7 protein-coding genes are annotated in these 14,132 nt (G+C 43.0%); all 7 read right to left on the bottom strand.

The genetic code is table 11. The features are described from left to right. Positions 1–105 precede the first annotated feature (105 nt). The 7 genes from MKY44_RS26060 to MKY44_RS26090 all read right to left on the bottom strand — a co-directional run bounded on the left by MKY44_RS26060 (position 106) and on the right by MKY44_RS26090 (position 14,096). Positions 106–3,399: an S-layer homology domain-containing protein gene (locus MKY44_RS26060; protein WP_341009190.1), complete on the bottom strand. Its 3,294-nt coding sequence runs from the start codon at positions 3,397–3,399 to the stop codon at positions 106–108. Between the two features lie 587 nt (positions 3,400–3,986). Next, positions 3,987–4,328 (bottom strand): hypothetical protein, encoded by a 342-nt coding sequence (locus MKY44_RS26065; RefSeq protein WP_076332560.1) that lies wholly within the window; start codon positions 4,326–4,328, stop codon positions 3,987–3,989. A 204-nt stretch (positions 4,329–4,532) separates the two neighbouring features. Then, the gene (locus MKY44_RS26070; protein ID WP_341009192.1) at positions 4,533–8,486 is read right to left on the bottom strand and encodes an S-layer homology domain-containing protein; all 3,954 of its coding nucleotides are present in this window, start codon (positions 8,484–8,486) and stop codon (positions 4,533–4,535) included. 164 nt (positions 8,487–8,650) lie between these two features. Then, a complete protein-coding gene (locus MKY44_RS26075; protein WP_341009194.1) occupies positions 8,651–9,778 on the bottom strand; it encodes a glycosyltransferase family 4 protein in 1,128 nt (375 codons plus the stop codon). 373 nt (positions 9,779–10,151) lie between these two features. Then, a complete protein-coding gene (locus tag MKY44_RS26080) occupies positions 10,152–10,910 on the bottom strand; it encodes a WecB/TagA/CpsF family glycosyltransferase (RefSeq protein WP_341009195.1) in 759 nt (252 codons plus the stop codon). A gap of 7 nt (positions 10,911–10,917) precedes the next feature. Next, positions 10,918–12,099: a polysaccharide pyruvyl transferase CsaB gene (gene csaB / locus MKY44_RS26085; protein ID WP_341009197.1), complete on the bottom strand. Its 1,182-nt coding sequence runs from the start codon at positions 12,097–12,099 to the stop codon at positions 10,918–10,920. Further along, positions 12,075–14,096 (bottom strand): DUF5693 family protein, encoded by a 2,022-nt coding sequence (locus MKY44_RS26090; RefSeq protein WP_341009198.1) that lies wholly within the window; start codon positions 14,094–14,096, stop codon positions 12,075–12,077. The genes csaB and MKY44_RS26090 overlap by 25 nt, the downstream gene beginning before the upstream one ends. Positions 14,097–14,132: the final 36 nt, after the last annotated feature.

The raw sequence follows: 14,132 nt of genomic DNA on the forward strand, positions 1-14,132 counted from the left end.
TGTTGCTATTATAGTATAGACGTTTGGAAAGGGAAGAAAGTTACGATGTTGTTAAACAAAAAAAGCAAGCTAGGATATCCTAGCTTGCTTTAAAACTAATATTTATTAGTTTTTAGCTACTGTAATGTTAGTTGCATCAGGGATAGTTACAGTGAATGTTTGAGTTGTTGTAGCTGCACCTTTAGTGATAGTAGCTGTCAACACAACTGTGTCAGAACCAGTAGCTGGTCTTGTAACAGCGTATGAACCAGTAGCAGTTACAGCTGGATCTGCATTAAACTTGGAAGTCCAAGCGATTGCAGTACCGTTAGTTGCATCAGTTGCAGGAAGAGCAATTGTTGTTGTAGTTGCTGCAGTTGCATCAGCTGGAGCTACAGTCAAAGCAGTTTTAGAAGCAGCTACAGCTGTTTGATCAGCAGTAATTGCTGCTGCAGTTTCTGGCAATTCAGCACTCATACCGTCGAATGCTGCAACAGAGTTACCAGCAAGGTCAGTAAGGATGTTAGTGTCTTTAACAGCTACTTTGTAACCAGTTGCAGCTGTGCGAGTAGCAAGATCATTAACAGTTACAGTTACTTTGTTTGCATCTGCGCCTGCTCCAATTGTAACAGAGAAATCATTATCAGATGCTTTCAATTCTTCGTTGTCACTATTACGGTGGATAGTGAACGCACCAGCTGCAAGAGCGTCAGAAGCAGATTTAACTGGCTCGGAGAATTCAATTACAAATTTATTATTTGTTGCAGGTACAATGTTGAAAGCGAATGAGTCATTAGCTTTAACAACAACTGGTTTAACAGAGTCAGTGAAGTTTGCAGTATTCACAACTGCTCCCGTTCCAGTACCTACGTTTCCAGCGTTAGTAGTCAATTGTGCATAGTTAACAGTCAAGTTAACATCGCTACCATCTGTTTTCAGATCAGAAGCAAATTTAACTGTTACAGTGGAAGTACCATTAACTTCAATGCTGGATACAGCTGGGTTACTAGCTGCATTCGTAATTGCTGCATTGGAAGTGTAGTTGTTGATTCCGCCATTGAATTTGAGTTTAACTGTTCTTCTGTCAACCAACTCAGCTTTTCCTTCAAGAGCAATAGTAGTGCTAGCGTTCAAAGAAATTACATTCGCTGCTCCACCTTGAGTAAACTCTTTCAGAACAACACCTGTAGCGCTCTTAACAGCCAATACTGTCAGAGAGTTAATGTTTGTTGTAGTAGTAGAACCTGCACCAGAAGCCAATGCTACAGTTTTACCATTCAAGCTTTCTGCAAATTTGATAGAAACCGCGGAACCATCTTGGAATGGTGTGATTTCTGCAATTGCAGGAGTCAAAGATTGATTTTGGTTATCAATGCTAACCAAGTAGTTAGAATAATTAGTCAAGCTTTCGATATCCATTGCTTTATCAAATTTAACAACTACACGACGCTCAGTAGCTGAAGTATTGATTGTTTTGGACTCAATAACCGGAGCAGCTTTGTCAGCCAAGTTTACTTTACCAGTGTAGTCCAGGATTGTGTTTTGCAGTTTAGTGTCATCTTTCACGTTTTGGATCGTGAATGTGTTGTCACCAACAGACAATTCAGTGTACAGTTTTACGCGAACAACTTTAGTGTCAAGAGTGTCACGAGTTGCGCTTTGTACTGTAACTGTTTTTCCGTCTTTATCTTTTACAGTGTAGTTAGTGCTCAATTGCGCACTAGCTGCATCCACTGATTTCGAGAAAGTTACTTTGATTGTTTTAGCGTCTTCAGCAGTTACAGAAGCAACTTCTGGACGAACTTGATCAATTACTGGAGTTACAACAACAGATGTATCTGCAGCAATTTGGTTTCCGGAGTAATCTTTCACGCCTTCAACGAAGATCGAAACTGAACCTGTTGGAAGGGATCTGTTAACACCGAAAGTGAACTGCCATTTGTTATCAGCAAGTTGTTTTTTGCTTACTGCTGTAATTTTGTTAGTACCGGATTTCCAGTAAACTTTAGCAGCATCAATTGTATCTACATCTACATCTTCAGAGAAAGTAACTGTTACACTTTCCAAAGTTGCAGTTGCTTCAGCAATTGTAGGAGCAGTAGTATCTTCTACAACTTTGATGTCATGAGTAGAAGCCAAAGATACGAAGTCAGCGAAGTCTTTAACGCCGCTTACTGTAAGTTTGTGATCACCGACAGCCAATGCAGTTGTGCTGTATGGAGTCAATACAACTGTTCTGTAGTTGTTGCTTACAGTTACTTTACCGAAGTACTCTTTGCCATCCAAAGTGAAGTTGGATTGAGCAACGTTTTTAACTGGCTCGCTGAATACTACTTTAACAGATTTAGTTCCCAGAGATTGTACAGATGTAACTTCTGGAAGAACGTTATCTACTGCTGTGAATTCAACGTTAGTAGCGCTAACTGTAGCTGTTCCAGCTTTAACGTTGGAAACAGTTACTGCATCAACACGGTTGTTAGTCAATGCGCTGTCTTTCAAGAGCAATGTTGCAGAAGTTTGATCGTCGGAAAGTGTTACACTATCAACCACTTTACCAGATCTCAGAGTGTAGTTAACTACGTTCTCTGCGGAATCTTTATCAACTTTACCATCAAATTTAACTACTACTTCTTTGAGGTTAGTTGCAGTTGCACTTTGTACTTTAGTAGCTGTAGTTACTACATAAGTAACTTTCTCAGTGAACTCTTTATCTTTGTAAGTGAATTTCACTTCAGTTTCTTTGTTAGCTTCGAGAGCTTTATCCAAAGTTACTTTTACAGTTTCGCCATCGCTGATTTTGAACTCAACTACTTTACCAGCTTCAGTTACTGTGTAAGATTCTACTTTCAAGCTTTGAGCTTGATCGATAGAGTAAGCTGCACCTACCAACAATTCGCGGGAAGCATTACCAGAGAAGTTAGCGTTAGCGTCGATCAGACCTGCGTTGATCGCTGCTTGAACATAACCTTTAGCCCATGCTGCTGCATTGTTGTTAGTTTCAGTTGGGATTTCAAGATCAAGTGCACGAGTCAAGATTGTAGCCATTTCAGCTACTGTCACTTTACCATTGAAGTCAAAGATTTTTTTCTCTACGTTTTTACCTTCCATGATACCCGCAGCAGTTACTGCTTCGATGTAAGGTACAGCCCAGTTCTTAGCTGTGTAGTTTTTGTCAGTGTAAGAAAGAGTTCCAGTGATCTCTTTCAGACCCAACAATTTAGTGATAACTTTTGCGAACTCAGCGCGAGTCATCTCTTTGTCCAGACCAGCTGTGCCATCTGGGTAACCATTGAAGATACCTTTTGCTTTCAATGCATCAAACTGTTGTTGTGGTGTTACTGCTGTGTCACCGAATGCTACAGATGCAAACATTGAGAATGCCATTGCTGTAGACAATGCTACGGATAAAATTTTCTTCATAACCTTTTTGTCTCCTCCTTGGGCGTTCATAACATTGGAATTTTCTTTAATAGGGTCGCTCGTATTCCTCATTCTATTGTCGCACCCCCTTTCCAGAGTTATGAGCAAGTTAATATAAATGATGTCTGTGAGCATATCACAGAAACTTGTAAACAAGAATAAATGATAGAATCATACGTAAATAGAGTAGTTTCCTAATCCTACCTTACGTATTATACAATGGGTCTCTCGTGCCGTAAAGCAATTTTTTCTAATAAATAGACAAGATTCTTCACGAGGTCATTCTTGGTAAGTTGCCCAATGTTTTCGACTCTACATCTTAAACGCAGCAGATTTCAAAAAGTTGCGGATTCCTCAAAAAAAGTTTTGAATTTATTTATGTATTGATGCAGTGCGGGTCTTTAACGAGTTCAAAACCTTTAACGCAGTTGTATTTATGACGTTTTCTCCGTAATCACCCTGTGTAAGGAGTGATGTGGACGTTTATTTATACCCGTTATTTTCCACGATGAAGCGACAAATTTTACAAAATTGAAAATAAAAAAAGAGGGCCCTAAAGGCCCTCTTCTTGGATCAGTTACTATAACTTAGCGAATCTTCATTGCTAACTCAATAATCTGAGCACGCATATTCGGATCGCTGTTCAATCTCAGATACATATCGTCAATTGGCTGTCTGTTCTCCCGGTATGTCTTCTCATGCTTCATCGTGGTGTGAGACCATTCAATCAATTCATTCTCGGCCAGAACCAGACTGTTATACGCATCATGGAAGCCGGTGGACTGTACAAGTCCTTCCATGACTTCCTGAGAGATCTCCTCTGTCTTACGTGTATCTTCCAACTTTTTCTCCAGAATGACTGCCTGCTTCTCGAACTGTGTCTTTGCCTTCATGTAGCCCAGCTGGGCTCTCGAATAAATCGGTTTCATTAGCTAACTTCACCCTCTAGATCATTGTGTATTTACCGTTATTGTATCTTAATCTCTAGCAAATTACAAAAATAGTTATTGGTAAAAAACAGATTTCTTCTATTATAAATGAATTCTATATAAGCTCTTCTTCAGTCATAAAAAGAACCCATCCCTTTAGTAAAAGGGACAGGTCCTTCCTAAAATTATCTCAATTATGCTAGATTAGCTCAATGTTTTAGGGAATAACTTCGTGCTTTTCTTAAGAAGTTCTACAGCAATTTTGGCTGCTTCCGCACGAGTCATATTACCTTTTGGATTGAATTGGAATTGCGTTTTGGCTGCACCTGGAATATTTACAGGGCTTCCTTCCATGATTTTTGCTTTTGTAACCGCCACAATGGCTGGTCGTGCATAGAAATCGATAGAAGTTGAATCCAGGAACGATTTGGCCAAAGTAGCCGTCAATTTACTGTCATTGGCTGCAAGCTTGGCATTCATCGCCCGTGCGATCATAACAGCTGCCTGCTCCCGTGTAACCGGCTGATCCGGTCCAAAGAAGCCATCACTAAGTCCTTGAACAATACCTGCGCGTGCTGCTGTTTCAATCGCTTCATATGTCCAACGATCCGATTTGGTGTTCTCGGAAACGTCTGTGAAGGTTGTTTTACTTGGTTTAACCAATTGAATGTCCATACCTTTGACAAGCAAAGTGGCAAATTCACCACGTGTTGTCTGATCATCCGCACCAAATGCATTGGTTCTGAGCGGATTCATAATTCCTTTGGAATACATTGCATTTAACAAGTTCCGTGCCCATGGATGATTCGTGATATCCGGGTAGCTTTGACTTTGCTTCATAACTTTGTAATAACCAAATTCATCAAACGGTACGGTAATAGTATGACTCTTCGTATCCACTGCACCACCTATGGAAACCCATTTACCTACATTAGAATCATCCGAGTAACGATAGACTGTAATCGTGGACCCTACATCGTCAACAATGGATGGATCATAGCTCAGCGTTAACGTACCGCGCTGGGATGGGGTCAGAATACGCTCTTGAGCATATCTTGTAAACTCTCCATCAATGGAATAAGGCGTAATTCCGTTCGTTCCTGCTTTGTATCCGTTCGTACCCCGATCACCCAGTTCACCCAGACCACCGTTGATCCAGTATATATCAGATACTTGAGTAAAATTGGCTGTATTGATCACCGAGGCGAAGAAGCTCGACAACTCTGTAGGAATACGGATTACGCTGGCACCATTGGTACTTCTGTCATCTGCATTAACTCCGATAACATTACCGTAGTCATTCTTACGTTCAACAACACCGTCTTTTGGATCAGCGATACCAAACAACAGTTTGTTGTCTGGATAAAACTTCACCATGCCACTTGTTGTTGTCGATTGCAGTACCGTTCCTTTCGGGAATGAAAGCACCACATTTTTGTTAAACACGGTATATTTGTTGGCTACCTTAGGAGCCATGAACTGTGAATCAATCGCGATCGCACCTGTATAATACACATTGATTGTATCGTTAATCGTGCCACCCTCGCGGATAATCTGAATCTTGATTGCATTATTCTTATCTGCTTTGAGTCCTACATAATCCAATACAAAACGGTTATTCATATCGGTACGTTTAACAGCTGGCTCTTTGCCAATTAATACTTGAGATGCTCCCTCAGCTTCAATATCGAAACGAACAAAGTTTTTGTTCACAACGATGTTGTTACCTACCGTAGGTTGTGGAGACAAAATGCGGTAAGAAGAAGGTTCGCGTACAATCTCAAGACGTTGTGTCGTTCTCGCACCTGTGCTGTTGATCAGTTCGAGTGTGTACACATGTGTTCCGGGTACATCAAACTTAAGATTCTGAATCCGTGCCAGGAAAAGATCGCTATTACCTGTAATATCATAGCTAGGCAAGCCAGTTGTAGCTGGTTGATTCACTTCAAAAATCGTTGTACTTGTCAGTTCTTTAGTGAAAATTTTATCAGAACCGAAGTAGACGTTCACAATATCAGCGCCACCGCCATTAATGACGAGGTCATAATTTTCTTCACTTGTTACATACTTGTCTTCTTTGAAAGCAAATTCAGGTGTAACGGAGAAAATGCGCTTCATCTCATCATCTTCATATTGGGTGATTGGTTTGTTGATAAATTGCTGACGTGAGTCCTTAGGAATCAGCGTAGGCATGAAAGATGTTACTGTTGATTGATTTTGGTCAATGACATTGATCTTCAATGTAGTCGAGATCGTGATTGGAAGTTTATTCGCATCCTCATCTGTAGCACGGATTAGAATGGTGTTCTCACCATAGACAATCGGTCCTGATTTCAAGACCGGAAGATCTACACTGAACGTGCCATCTGCATTCGGGAACGTTGTTGCCGTTGTATGTTTTTTACCATTCACCAGTATTTCAGCGACAAAGTTAGTACCGCCTATGGTTTTGAAACCAATAAAACGTCCTTTTAAAGTAAGCTTTTGCGAACTACTCTTAGAGTTAAAAGTGTAGGTTTGTCCGTTTTGAAGACTCTCCACATAAATAGAGCTTGCTGTTACATATGAGATTTTTACAATCTTAGGCAAGTTCGTCGGACTACCATAGTAGAAGCGAACTTGTTGATCTCCACCAAGGAAACCGGAGATTTTATAGATTTTCTGGTTATCTTTCAGTTTCATCGCAGGAACAGTATCGACAGCGTCAATTGTAAGCTTTGTAGTACCCGTTGGTAAATATTCACCTACAAGCGTTGCAGTGCTCGTAATGGGCTCACTGGATTCTACCATAATGAAGAAATCGGCTTTTTGAAGTTTCGTACCATCAAGCTTTGTTTGTGAATCGACAGCTGTACCTGCAACATAGTCAGGCAGGTAGTAGATTTCAGAAATATCCTGTGAACCAGCCGAGTAGGTATAACTCGCATTGTAGCCTGCACTGAAGTTACCGTATGCAAGGCGGATACGCAACGTTTGATTTTTTTTCGGATCATTTCCATCTACCTCAAGATTATAAGGCGTTTTAACTTGGAATTTAACCAATCGGTATTCAATCGTTACACCATCTGCCCCTGTAATCAGTATTTCATCAGCAGGTGTTGTTTCAATTTCAAAATTTGTTGGTTGTGTCAGGTTCCCGTTGGATAATGTAATCTGGCCGTTCGTTGTACTAAAGGGATTAGGACTTGCTGAATACGGGAGCAGCACCTGTCCGGTTAACGTTGCTGTTGCTTCAGCTGTGCCCGTAAATACCGGATTACTGTCCAGAATTGATTTATTCTGGCCACCTAATTGTACCTTCAGATCTGTGAAAGGTTGGTCTTTATCGAAATAATAAATAGAACGTTCTGTTTCAATGGCATTGGAAGCACTTGAAATTTTGAACTTCAAATTATTCAATCCTGCTTTTAATGCTAGCTGTGGCAAGAAGAACGATCCATCTTGCAACATGGAGGCATTGATTTCATCCCCGCCGTTCACTTTCACGCTTACAAGTGTAGAGTTCTGTACTTTACCTTGAATGGATACACGTTGGGTATCTACAACCGTGTTGGAACCCTCATTCAGGTTATAAGACTTATTGCCACCTGTAGCAGAACTGTCCGTAAATACTTGAAAGCTCTCAATAAATGGAGCCTGATCGTACAGTACATAGAATGTATCTGAGCGTTCAACTGATCCCTGGTTACCCGAGAAAGTAACTCGGTTGAATCCCGGGAACAGGTTCAGGTTATTGGCTGTGAATTTGTTATTACCACTTGGATCAGCAGTAACAGCAGTTGTAATTGATTTAGTGGAGTCTGGTACCCATTTGCTATCGTCACCATCAGTCACTAAATTTAGTTGTTCAACCTTAACCTTCAAACTCGTATTGGATACAAACGCATATGAACCTGAGATTGTAATTGCTGAAGTTGAAGTTGTATATGCATTCGAACGTGTCAAGAAAGCCTTGGTTGCATCTGGAACTATAGTTAAAGCAGCGGTCTCCCGCAATGTTCTAAGATCTGGTGTAAAATATGTGGTATAAGCATTAGATCCCACCGGATCACCGTCTGCAGCCGAAGCAACAGCCCCACCGAATAGACCTTGTGGGAACAATGAGAACACCATGGTGACCAACATGATCCAGACCAACGGCCGTTTCTTTTGTTGCATTACGTATCATCTCTCCTCTTTTAAGTCAGTTACCTTTATATATCGGCAAAAGGTTCCAATTATTTAGTAAAAATCTCAAAATAAACAAAAAACCTTATCCACAAGGGATAAGGTTGGGTCTGGAATAATATTCAAGAATAGCTATAACCATTACATTTATCTATTTATGATTTCGAACGGGTCTCCGGATTTAACTTGACGCGCATACGCATCAGGAAGTTAATAACCGGTCTTCTCGTTTTGCTAACAAGTCCGATGACTTCTGCTCCCACCTGGAGGAAGAACATCATGATACAGATGACCACAAACGTTACCCAGTTCGCTTCAAACATGGCAGCGGAAGATTGGATAATCGCCAGAACTCCGAAGAATGCGGCAATTCCGTATATGATCAGTACCGTCTGACGGTGACTGAATCCAAGTTCACGCAAGCAGTGATGCAGGTGACCTTTATCCGGTGCGAAAATCGGTTTCCGTTGTACCGCACGACGGACAATCGCGAAGAAGGTATCCGAGAGCGGCACACCGATAATGATCAGCGGTGTAATAAAGGACACGATAGCAATTTGTTTGAATCCGAGCATGGACAGCATCGCCAGAGAGAAACCAAGGAATAGCGATCCGGTATCCCCCATGAAGATCTTGGCCGGGTGGAAGTTGAAAAACAGGAATCCAATGATGCTACCCAACAACACAAGGCACATCAAAGCGATCATCATGTTACCCATCAGGAAGGACATCACGGCAATGGTACCAATTGCAATACCAGATACACCGGCAGCCAGACCATCCAGACCATCAATCAGGTTAATCGCATTGGTTACACCAACGATCCATAAGATCGTCAGCGGAATGGATACCCAAGCTTCGAGTGAAGAATAGGAATCCTGAAACGGAATGTTAACGAAATCTACCCGGATATTAAATCCGAATACAACGACAGAAGCAGCAACGATCTGACCAAGCAACTTCACTTTGGCTGACAGTTCAAACCGATCATCGAGTGCTCCGATCAGCACGATAATTGTTCCACCAATCAGAAACGCGCTGACAAAACTCATATCCCGAGTCGTGAACCATGCCGATACAAACGGAAGCAATGCAGCAACTGTAATAATAAAGGCCAGGAATATCCCCAGACCACCAAGACGTGGCATGATCCGTGTGTGTACTTTACGTGCATTCGGCGTATCCATTGCGCCAATGCGGACTGCGAACTTTTTGACAAGTGGTGTCAGGGCAAGAGCCAGTCCCATTGACACGATAAATCCAATGATAAAGATCGCTACCATTTGAACATTCGACCCCCAATTATAATACCTGTACGAAATTATAAATCCCCTGATCTCTTTTTATATATAAAAATTATTTGTTAGTCACTTTTGATGAAAAATTTTGTTACACGTTAACGGAGAGTGCAAGGAAAACTAGAGAAGTGTAACGTTCGCATTTATCACCGGATTTCATCCTTTGGAAAAGGATAAAAGGAAATCTGGGGATAACGGCGATCGACAGGTTGCCTTGCAATCGTAGTGCCAAGTGTAACGCTTCTGTTTTCATGGAGTGGCACACATGTAATCCGGAATGAATTATACGCTCATCACACCCGAAAAGCCATCCTCAATTTCTAGCAAAAACAAGCATTTATCTCGCAATTACCTGTTTTTAACGGACTTTCGTCACGTTTTCTTTGTCACGCATCACCTTAACAGCGAATTTCGGAAGCGCAAGCATCCGGCCAGTCCGGCTTGGTTCACGCAATAAGCGATAGAACCACTCCAGTCTTAACTTTTGGAACAGCATAGGCGCACGTTTGGTTTTGCCCGAAATCACATCAAAGCTGCCGCCAACGCCCATGGTTACGGGAACCTGGAGCGCATTTTTGTGCTTATGAATCCACGGTTCTTGGGTGTCGGCCCCACGTGCTACAAACAACAGATCAGGTGCCGCTTCCCGAATGGAAGCGATGACCTGTTCATCCTCAGCCGGACCAAAATAACCGTCGCGATAACCCACAATTCGAATCGCCGGATATTGCTGTTGTAACCGAACTGCCGTTTCTTGAATCACCTCAGGGGTGGAACCAAGCAGATATACGCCCCATCGATAGTTTTCTCCAACACGCAGCAATTCATGTAAAAGCTCATAACCCGGCACTCGCTCAGCTACAGGATCTCCACAATAGTTTGCAGCCCATACGACACCTGTCCCATCTGGAACAATTAATTCCGCAGATTGCATGACTTCCATAATTGCGGGATTTTCCAATGCGGCCATAATCATAATGGGGTTGGCTGTGATGACCTGGTGTGGCTGCTTGGAAAGCACAGCTTCCTGGAGAACCTTTACCGTTTCTTTCATCGTCAGTTTGGAAAAAGGAATGCCGTAGATCGAAACGGTAGGTATTGATCCGGTCTGACTCATCTTTATCTCATCCTTTGCGGCCTAAATAGTTAATAATCTGCTGTGCAGGCACTCTGGCTTCCTGCTTCAGTTGGGTGATACCTTCTTCATGTTCCTTCAACCACTGTGAACGTTGATCCAGCAGTCCAACAACAGTCTTCGCGAGTTTGTCGCCATCGAGTGTATCCGTATTGCCTGCTGGTTCACTATCCAGGCGAAGCAGGAATTGATCAATTTTCGGATCATACGAGATGCCCACCGGAGGCACATACTGTGATGCCGCATAGATCAGACTGTGCAGACGCATACCGATGACAAGATCACACTTGCTGACTTCCTCCAGCATAAGCTGAGGATCGGTCATATCCGGTGTGATGCTAATCTCACTGCCTTTACTGGTAACATCACCGAGCATTTCCATAAGGAATCGTGAAGCCTGTTCATCAACTGGCAGATGAAATGGCAGAAAACGCAAGTGCACAGCTCTTTTGGAGCACAACTTTTTCAATCCTGTGGCAATAGCCGTTAGCTCTTTACGATCCGACTCCCAGAACCGTACCGATATACCGATCACAGGAAGCTTGGTGTGTGCTCCTGATGCAGTTTCCACTTGGTTAGCTTGGACAGCTCCATTGGTTGAAATTGCACCTGCCCCACTCTTAACTTTTGTTTCAGGTAATGGCAAACCCATTACGGGGTCGGGTACAACATGGATCTGATTCCACTGTAGCCCGAGCCCACGCAGGTAGTCTGCAGATTGTTCATCCCGAACGGATACATAGGTGCAGGCCTTAAAGACCGATTTGATCATCGGATTAAAAATTTTACGATTCACAGGGCCAATCCCCTGTGCATAGATAAACGTTGGTTTTTTCAGCCACTGGGCCAGCTTGATTACACCCAGATAATAAGGAATGGATTTCAGTCCAGTTGCATCCTGCAATAGGCTTCCTCCGCCACTGATTAACCCGTCGCTCTCCTTGAGTGCTTCACGAACTTCCTTCAATTTCATACGATGCACGGAGCGCACACCGTACATGGCGGTTGTTGACTCGGGATCACCCGAGAGAACAATAGGTTCAATGGTGACGTTCGACCTTTGGCTTTCCTCTTCCAGCGCTGTCAAAATCGACTTTAGCACCGCTTCGTCTCCGCTATTGCGGAATCCGTAATACCCCGAGATGACTAACTTTTGAGAAGTGGTGACCATTTTTTCCAACATCCTTCCGCTACTTGCCACACACCCACAGCAATGATACCGAAGATTAAGCCAAGTCCCAATCCCATCACTCCACGAATGAGTGACAATACAGCCGGCGTATGGATATGCGCAAACGTATCCACCATGGACAATTGTCCAATCGCTGCAATAATGAGCACAAAGATGACTTTACGATATTTTAAAGCGGCGAACACGCCAACGATAAACAGCGGGTGTCCCAGCATAAATTCTTTGAATCTCGGACGTACACCGAACGTATCTTCCAACGTGGTACGAAGGAACATCTCGAATGGTGTTACTGAACCCGAGTTGCCTGTACGGCTCAAGTAATAGTACCCAACAACGGCAGCAACAAGCGCCAAAACAACCATTAACACATTAATTGGCATACGAAGCATTTCTTTAATTTTCTTAATAGAGAACGAACCCGAACCACGATAAAACACAATATAGATCGCTACCAGTGCCATAGGTGCAAAGTGCAACAGACTCACGCCGCGGAACTGGTTAATCACCAGACTGTACGTAATACTGTTAAGCAACGCGATGACAAAAGGTACCGCCAGGAACGACAGAATTGACGTTCTTACATATAAAACTAATGTCTGTTTCAAACGACGACCCGCGGATGCGTCTGGTTGACGCTGTTGCTGATAGTTCACTGTACGAACGGCCAGCACCATTGCTATGGTCGGCGCGGCGATTGCCACAAGCAAGGCAATTCCTTGCTCCAGCAGCGTTGGTTTCAAAAGGAACAATCCTGCACTGCCCACCAAAGCGACCACAAATGCGATCAAAGTCAGTAGTGGGATAAAATAAGAAACCATAAGTGCAATCATAGCAATTGCACCAACAAGAGCAACCAGCTTGGCATAACGCTGAATTGAAGAATCCTTAACTGTGAATGCTTCAGCTTGTCCTAGCTCGAATCCATGCTTCGCCATGCGCTCTACCGCATGACCCGGCTCACCCAGGCTGTTGATCAGATTCTCAATTGGATCTGTAATCATGGCCTTTGCTGTATTCCGGCTTGGCGATGCATTCATATAGAGCATACGAATGTTGCGATCCTTGGTTGCGAGAACAAAACGGTCAGCAATCGTGTCTACATCCAGATTGGCATCTCCATCACTAAGCGAGTACAGACGCGTAACGTTGTAATCCGTTTTATACGCAAGAGTCTGGAAACCAGACTGTGGTTTCTTCAAGTTCTCGATGGCTGCAAGACCAATATTGTGCTTGTTCAGCAACTGTGCGAATTGGTCTAGACTTTTCATCTCTTCATTATCATTGTACCCTTTCACAGCATCACCATCAAACAAGATGCGCTTTACGCCATTCTCTTCGAAGAAGGTAAGCAAGCGCTCCATCGATTCCTGGCTGTATGGCACACTGTCCGAGATCCGCGGCAAAATGTAGAACCCTTTATCACGCAGCATCTTCACGGCAACCGGATCGGGCTGCAAAGGCTGCATGTTGGCATTCTCCGGAGGAGTCTGCAATATTAAGCCGCTACGACCTTCATATTCCCATGGTACTACCGGAATCTGCCGATCAGCGAACGTTTGTTCAATAATAGGGGTATACGTCTGTGCGTTTTCCTCCGATGTAAATAACACATACGTATAATTTGCATTAGAAGGGATCACATCTTTGGTCAGGTTCGCGAGGTCCTGGCCGTTATATACCATAAGTCGGCGTGTCTTTCTCAGCTCGTCCAATGTACTCTCAAACACAGCCATCGTTGTTACGCCTGCGTCTTTTAGACGAGTCAATTGTTCATTCATGAAATCTTGCGGATGTGCCTGATACGCTGAGATATCCAGCAGACCTCTATAGTTGAAGACAAGTTCCACCTTTTTGGCAGAAGATTCTGTCTGCACCCGATCACTGATTACAGGGATGGACGCAACCAGACCGATAATAACGACGAGCCACAACCACTTCCGAGAAGCGTTATTCCAATAAAGCCATTTTTGACGCACTACATGTACCTCCTCAAGTGTTGGAACTAAATGCAC

This window comes from Paenibacillus sp. FSL R7-0026, from assembly GCF_038004485.1.
GTDB lineage: Bacteria > Bacillota > Bacilli > Paenibacillales > Paenibacillaceae > Paenibacillus > Paenibacillus xylanexedens_A.

Coding starts and splice junctions, on each gene's coding strand:
- MKY44_RS26060 (WP_341009190.1), bottom strand. CDS start 3,399: ATGAAGAAAATTTTATCCGTAGCATTGTCTACAGCAATGGCATTCTCA.
- MKY44_RS26065 (WP_076332560.1), bottom strand. CDS start 4,328: ATGAAACCGATTTATTCGAGAGCCCAGCTGGGCTACATGAAGGCAAAG.
- MKY44_RS26070 (WP_341009192.1), bottom strand. CDS start 8,486: ATGCAACAAAAGAAACGGCCGTTGGTCTGGATCATGTTGGTCACCATG.
- MKY44_RS26075 (WP_341009194.1), bottom strand. CDS start 9,778: ATGGTAGCGATCTTTATCATTGGATTTATCGTGTCAATGGGACTGGCT.
- MKY44_RS26080 (WP_341009195.1), bottom strand. CDS start 10,910: ATGAGTCAGACCGGATCAATACCTACCGTTTCGATCTACGGCATTCCT.
- csaB (WP_341009197.1), bottom strand. CDS start 12,099: ATGGTCACCACTTCTCAAAAGTTAGTCATCTCGGGGTATTACGGATTC.